The 6,414-nt window shown below is 69.6% G+C and carries 5 protein-coding genes; 1 reads left to right on the top strand and 4 read right to left on the bottom strand.

What is annotated here, in order from left to right:
• From WC555_RS09585 to WC555_RS09575, 3 genes are all read right to left on the bottom strand, one after another.
• Positions 1 to 765, bottom strand: a 765-nt coding sequence (locus WC555_RS09585; protein WP_373253136.1) for a TolC family protein, incomplete at its 3' end; no start/stop codon positions are given.
• Positions 765 to 4,022: an efflux RND transporter permease subunit gene (locus tag WC555_RS09580; protein WP_373253134.1), complete on the bottom strand. Its 3,258-nt coding sequence runs from the start codon at positions 4,020 to 4,022 to the stop codon at positions 765 to 767. The genes WC555_RS09580 and WC555_RS09585, both read right to left, overlap by 1 nt.
• Positions 4,023 to 4,029: 7 nt before the next feature.
• Entirely contained in the window at positions 4,030 to 5,229 is a 1,200-nt protein-coding gene (locus WC555_RS09575; RefSeq protein ID WP_373253132.1) for an efflux RND transporter periplasmic adaptor subunit, read from the bottom strand.
• A 149-nt stretch (positions 5,230 to 5,378) separates the two neighbouring features.
• Between WC555_RS09575 and WC555_RS09570 the strand changes: the two genes are divergently transcribed.
• Positions 5,379 to 5,948 (top strand): TetR family transcriptional regulator, encoded by a 570-nt coding sequence (locus WC555_RS09570; protein WP_373253130.1) that lies wholly within the window; start codon positions 5,379 to 5,381, stop codon positions 5,946 to 5,948.
• Between the two features lie 5 nt (positions 5,949 to 5,953).
• On the opposite strand, the gene WC555_RS09565 is transcribed toward WC555_RS09570, so the two are convergent.
• Positions 5,954 to 6,388 carry a PaaI family thioesterase gene (locus WC555_RS09565; RefSeq protein ID WP_373253129.1) on the bottom strand — a complete coding sequence of 145 codons (435 nt, stop codon included), beginning with the start codon at positions 6,386 to 6,388 and terminating at the stop codon, positions 5,954 to 5,956.
• Between the last annotated feature and the right edge of the window lie 26 nt (positions 6,389 to 6,414).

The raw sequence follows: 6,414 nt of genomic DNA, 5'->3' as shown, positions 1-6,414 counted from the left end.
CAGGGCCCCGTCGCGCTGGGCCCGCAGGGGCGGCAGGCCGGCGCGGCTGCTTTCCAGCGCCGAGCGGGCGCGGGCGGTGTCCAGCCCGTTGCCCGAGCCGGCGTCCAGCAGACGCCGGGTGAGGTCGACGCTGTTCGACTGCAGCTCGATGGTCCGTTCGGCGACCGCGATCTGGGCGTTGGCCGAGCAGGCGTCGGCATAGGCGCGGGCCGTCTCGGCGGCGACGGTCACCCGCACCACGTCGAGGGCGGCGGCGGCCGCGTCCGCATCGGCGCGGGCGGCGCGGATGGTCGAGCCGACGCGGCCGAACAGGTCGATCTCGTAGGCGACGTCCAGACCGGCGTCCCAGGTGTCGCTGTCCGGCGCGTTCTCGCCCGGGGGCAGGGTCCCGGCCGGCTGGGTCGCCGCCGAGGGCCGGCCGTTGCTGAAGGCGGCCGAGGTCGTCGTGGTCGGGAAGCGGCCGACGCGGGCCTCGCCCAGGGCCGCGCGGACGCGGCGCAGGTTGGCGGCCGCGGCCTCCAGCTCGTTGTTCTCGGTCAGGGCCTGACCGATCAGGGCGTCCAGCGTCGGGTCGTCATACAGACGCCACCAGTCGTCGCGGGCCGCCGAGGCGGTCACGGCGGGGTTGGCGGCGCTTACGAAGGCGCCCGACGCCGAGGGGGGAAGGGTGGCGTCGGGCGCCCTCGGCCCGACCGCGCACGACGCGAGCGCGAGGCTGGCGAAGGCGGTTGCGGTCAGGATCCGGGGGTTGGGGGCGAAGGTCATCAGGCGTCTCCCAGGCGCGGGCTGGCCGGAGCCGGCGCGCCCTCGATCCGGTCATGGGGCGGCAGGCCGCCGGTGGTCGGAATCCCGGGCTCCTTCTTCGGCGCGCCCGGCAGTCTGGCCGCCAGTCCGCGCATCACAACGTAGAAGACCGGCGTGAAGATCAGGCCGAAGAAGGTCACCCCCAGCATGCCGGAGAAGACCGCGGTGCCCAGCGACTGGCGCATCTCGGCGCCCGCTCCGGTCGCCAGCATGAGCGGCACGACGCCGAAGATGAAGGCGAACGAGGTCATCAGGATCGGACGCAGACGGGTCCGGGCGGCGCGAACGGCCGCGTCCCAGCGGTTCAGTCCCTCCTCCTCGGCCTGTTTGGCGAACTCCACGATCAGGATGGCGTTCTTGGCCGCCAGGGCGATCAGCACCACCAGTCCGACCTGGACCAGGATGTTGTTGTCGAGGCCGCGGATGTTGATCCCGATCATCGCCGCCAGGATGCACATCGGCACGATCAGCACGACCGCCAGCGGCAGGGTGAAAGCCTCATATTGCGCGGCCAACACCAGGAAGACGAACACCACCGCCATGACGAAGACCAGGGTGGCTCCGCCCGCGGACTGCTTCTCCTGCAGCGCCAGACCGGTCCATTCGTACGAGAAGCCCGGGGGCAGGGTGGCCTCGGCCAGCGCCTCCATCCGCTCGATCGCCTGTCCGGACGACACGCCCGCCGCCGCCTGTCCCTGAAGCTCGGACGCCGGGAACAGGTTGTAGCGCACGACCCGCGACGGGCCGGAGTCCTCGCGCAGATTGGCGACCGATCCGATGGGCACCATGGCGCCGCTGGCGGAGCGCGTCTTCAGATTGGCGATGTCCGCGATGTCGTCCCGCGACGTCGGCTCCGCCTGCGCCGTCACCCGGAAGGTGCGGCCCAGATAGTTGAAGTCGTTGACGTAGGACGAGCCCAGATAGACCCCCAGGGTGTTGAACACGTCGGACGGCTGGACCCCCATCATCAAGGCCTTGTCGCGGTCGACGTCGGCGGCGATGCGGGGCGAGCCGGTGTTGTAGGTGGAGAAGACCTGCTGCACCTGCTCCGGCGCCTGGGCGGCGGCGCCCATCATGGCGAAGGTCGCGCCTTCCAGCGGACGGTAGCCGGCGCCGGTGCGGTCCTGCACCATCATCTGGAAGCCGTTGCCGTTGCCCAGACCCTGAACCGCGGGCGGGGCGATGACGAAGATGTTGGCGTCCTCGATGCCCATGGTCGCGCCGGTGATGGCGCCGGCCAGGGCGGCCGCGCTCTGTTCGGCGCTCTTGCGGTCCTCGAAGGCGTCGAGGCGGACGAAGATCGTCGCCGCGTTGGAGCCGAACGAGAAGCTGGAGCCGTCCAGGCCGGCGAAGGCGACGAGGCCTTCCACGCCCTCGGTCTTCCTGATCGTGTCCGAGGCCCGGCGCATGACCGCCTCGGTGCGCTCCAGCGAGGCGCCCGGGGGCAGCTGGATGACGCCGATCAGGAAGCCCTGGTCCTGCTCGGGGATGAAGCCGGACGGGGTGTCCATCAGCCGCCAGCCGGTCAGGCCCAGCAGGCCGACGTAGACGATCAGCACGATGCCGACGGTGCGCACCAGCCGCGCGGTCAGGCGGCCGTATTTGTCGGACAGCCAGTCGAAGCCCTCGTTGAACTTCCGTCCCGCGTAGCCGCCATAGTAGGTGACCGTCCCCCAAGCGCCCGGCTTGCGGTCGGTGTCATGTTCCCTGTGCGGCTTCAGCAGCAGGGCGGCCATGGCCGGCGACAGCGTCAGCGACACCAGCAGCGACACCACCGAGGCCGTGGTGATGACGATGGCGAACTCGCGGTAGAAGATGCCCGGGATGCCCGGCACGAACATGGTCGGGATGAACACCGAGACCAGCACCAGGCCGATCGAGATCAGGGCGCCCGACACCTCCTGCATGGAGCGGTAGGCGGCCTCCTTGGGCGTCAGTCCTTCGCGGATATAGCGCTCGACGTTCTCGACCACGACGATGGCGTCGTCGACGACGATGCCGACGGCGAGGACGAGGGCGAACAGGCTCAGCGAGTTGATTGAATAGCCCAGCATCAGCTGGACCGCGAAGGTCGCCACCAGCGCCACCGGAATGGCCACGATGGGGATGATCGCCGCCCGCCAGGTCTGCAGGAAGACGACCACGACCAGGACCACCAGCAGGATGGCCTCGATCAGGGTGTGCTGCACCGACTCCACCGAGGCGGCGACGAACTCGGTCGGATTGTAGGCCACCGACAGGGCCATGCCCTGGGGCAGTTCGGCCTTCACGGCCTCCATCTCGGCCTTGACGCGCTCGGCGGTCCCGAGGGCGTTGGCGCCCGGCTGCTGGACGATGGCGACGCCGACGCCGCGCTCGCCGTCGAAGAAGCCGCGGATGCCGTAGTCCTGGGCGCCCAGTTCGACCCGGGCGACGTCGCGGACCCGGGTGACGCGGCCCTCGGCGTCCGTCTTGATGACGATGTCGCTGAACTGGGCCGGGTCGGACAGACGGCCCTGCACCTGCACCGGCAGCTGGAAGGCCGCGGCGTTGGTGGCGAAGGGCGGCTGGCCGATGGCGCCGGCGGCGGCCTGCACATTCTGGGCGCGCAGGGCGGCGACGATGTCCGATCCGGTCAGGCCGCGCTGGGCGGCCTTGGCCGGGTCGATCCAGACCCGCATCGAATAGTTGCCGCCGCCGAAAATCTGCACGCTGCCCACGCCTTCAAGGCGCAACAGCCGGTCCCGCAGGGTCGAGTTGGCGTAGTTGCCGACGTAGTCGTTATCCAGCGACTTGTCCGGGGACGTCAGCCCCAGGATCATCAGGAAACCGCTCTCCTGCTTGTTCACGACCACGCCGGTCTGGCGGACCTGTTCAGGCAGGCGCGGCTCGGCCAGCGCGACCCGGTTCTGGACCAGCACCTGGGCGGCGTCCAGGTCGGTGCCCGGCTGGAAGGTCACGGTGATCGCCGCCACCCCGTCCGAGGTGGACGAGGAGGACAGGTACAGCATGCCCTCGACGCCGTTGACCTCCTGCTCGATGGGGGCGGCGACGGTCTCGGCCAGGGTTTCGGCCGAGGCGCCGGGGTAGGAGGCGTTGATGGTGATCGTCGGCGGCGCGATCTCCGGATACTGCGACAGCGGCAGCAGCGGATAGGCGAAGACGCCGACAAGGGTGATGAACACCGCGATCACGGCCGCGAAGATCGGCCGGTCGATGAAGAAGCGTGAGATGTTCATGTAAGGCTCAGTCGCCCGACGACAGGCTGTTGGCGAAGGTGGCGCTCGACGCCGGGGCGATGGTGGTCACCGGGGCGGCTTCGGGAGTCGCGACCGGCTGGATCCGGCCGTTGGTGGCCTTCACCTTCATGCCCGGCTGCTGGATGCGCTGGACCCCGTTGATGATGACGCGGTCGGTCGCGGCGAGGCCCGAACGGACCACCCTCAGGCCGTCGACCAGCGGCCCCAGCTGCACCGGTTTGGGCGCGACCGAACCGTCGGCGGCCACGACATAGACGATGCGCCGGGCCTGATCGGTGGCGACGGCGGCGTCGGGCACCAGCATGGCGTTATAGGTTCCGGCGCCGGCCAGACGGGCCTGGCCGAACATGCCGGGCTTCAGGAAGCCGTCCGCGTTGGGGATCAGGGCCCGCAGCCGGATCACGCCCGAGGCCGTGTCGACCGCATTGTCGGTGAAGTCGAGGGTGCCGGCGCGGTTGAAGTCCGCCTCGTCCTGCAGCCGCACCTGGATCGGGGCGGCGCCGGTGCGGGCCTGACGCTGGTACTTCAGCAGAATGGCTTCGGAGCCGTCGAAGACGAAGTGGATCGGGGCGCTTGAGACGACCGTGGTCAGCACGTCCGCCGCCGAGGATCCGCCCGCGACGAGGTTGCCGGCGTCGACCCGGCGGTCGGACACGCGGCCCGAGATCGGGGCGGTGACGCGGGTGAACTCCAGGTCCAGCTGGCGGGCGCGGACATTGGCGTTGGCGGCGGCGATGGCCGCCTGGGCCGTCTGCAGGGCGCCGCGCCGGGTGTCGACCTCGGCCTGGGACACCGCCTGGGACTCCAGCAGGGTTTCGGACCGCGTCAGCTCGCTGCGGGCCAGCGCCAGCTGGGCCTGGGCCTGCGACAGTTGCGCGCGGGCCGAGGCGAGCGCCGCCTGGGCCGGACGCGGGTCGAGGGTGAACAGCAGCTGGCCGCGCCGCACATAGTCGCCGTCGCGGAAGTGGACGCCCGAGATGTAGCCGCCGACGCGGGCGCGCACCTCGACCGACTGGGTCGCTTCGAAGCGGCCGGTGAATTCGTCCCAGTCCTGCACAGCGCGCACCAGGGGCACGGCGACGGTCACGGCCGGCGCCGGCGGCGCCTGGGCTTCACTTCGCTGGGAGCAGCCATAGAGCACGGTCGTCATAAGGACGGCCGCGGCCACCATCTTCGCGGTTCGCATGAAAGGTAGATCCCTGTCTTTTGTCGACGCGGCGAACGGGGAGGAGGCCGGTAGTCAACGCCCGGTGACTTAATGGTGATCGCGGTTTCGCTTGTCAACGTCCGATGACAAAGCCATATGCATTTTGGGGCTATTGCGGAGATCACGAATTGTTTTGCCACATCGCGCCTCGGCCCCGGAACGCCGAGGCGACGCGCGCCGCTATTCTGGCGGCGGCGCTCGAACGCTTCTCGCGCGAAAGCTACGACGATGTCGGCATGCGTGACATCGCGGGCGACGTCGGCGTCGACGCCGCTCTCGTGTCCCGCTACTTCGGCTCCAAGGAAGAACTGTTCCTGACCGTCCTGGACAGCTGTGCCAACGGTCGGGAGCTGATGGACGGCGGACGGGAGGACTTCGGCCGCCGGGTCGCCCGCGACGTCATTTTCGAGAGCAAGGACGAGCGGAAACTCAAGAAGCTGCTGATCATGTTGCGCTCGGTCGGCTCCGCCAAGGCCATGGAACTGGTTCAGCGCACGGGCAGCGAGAGCTTCTTTGATCCCTTCGCCGCCTGGATCGGCGGAGAGGACGCGGCGGTTCGGGCGCGCCTCGCCGCGGCGACCATCATGGGCATGGCCGTCAGCCGCGAGGTCACCGCCGGCTTCGGCCTGACCCCGCCGGAATGCGAAAAGCTGGCCGAGCGGATGGGCCGCATCCTGCAGGACATCATCGACAACTGACGGCGTCAGCCGCGCGGCGTGAATTTCCGGATCACGCCCGAGAAGGTCATCAGCACCCGCCCGGCCGCGTTGATCTGGCCGCGCACGAAGATCAGGCTCTTGCCGGCGCGGATGACCTCGCCCGTCGCCTCGACCAGTTCGCCGACATAGGCGCCGTCGATGAAGGTGGAATCCAGCGACACGGTCACGCCCGAGGCGCCCTCCATCTCCTGATAGGCCGTCTGGAACAGGGCGATGTCGGCGAAGGTCATCAGGCAGCCGCCGTGCATCCGGTGGCCGGCGTTCATATGCTTTTGCTCGGCGCGGAAGGCGCAGCGCATGCGCCCGTCGGGGTCCGGCTTGAAATAGAAGGGGCCCACGACCTGGTCGAAGGTGCCGTGCAGGTCATACATCTGCCAGCCGGCGAACTCGCCCTCTGAGACCGTGACTTTCTCGACCATCGAAAACTCCGCCTTCTTCTTGCTCT

It is taken from the genome of Brevundimonas sp., from assembly GCF_041648615.1.
Lineage (GTDB): Bacteria > Pseudomonadota > Alphaproteobacteria > Caulobacterales > Caulobacteraceae > Brevundimonas.
The sequence above is the reverse complement of the archived record's forward strand: the minus strand, read 5'-3'. Positions and strand labels throughout refer to the sequence as shown.